Consider the following 267-nt stretch of genomic DNA (forward strand, 5'->3'; position numbering starts at 1 on the left):
TAGGTGCAATCGCCCGGATACCAGCCCTCGATCGGCACCCACGGCATGATCTTGCGCTAGTACTGCACGATCTCGCCCTGGTTGTTCATCAGCATCAGCGTGTTGTAGGGCGCCTTGTTGGGATGTTCCTCGTGGCGCTCGCCGGTCAGCGAGAACACGCCCCACACGTTGGCGCGGCGGCAGGCCTCGGCGAACACCGCGGTCTCCTCGCCCGGAATGGCCGCGTCGGTGTCGTACATCTCCTTGGCGTCGTACATGATGCCGGGG

General features: G+C 64.4%; 1 pseudogene. It reads right to left on the bottom strand.

Annotated features, from left to right (window positions below):
* Positions 1-59: 59 nt before the first annotated feature.
* Positions 60-267 (bottom strand): annotated as a pseudogene (locus OH705_RS27550) (nitrilase-related carbon-nitrogen hydrolase); the annotation flags it as partial.

The organism is Pseudomonas sp. BJa3, from assembly GCF_026343815.1.
Classification (GTDB): Bacteria; Pseudomonadota; Gammaproteobacteria; order Pseudomonadales; family Pseudomonadaceae; genus Aquipseudomonas; species Aquipseudomonas soli.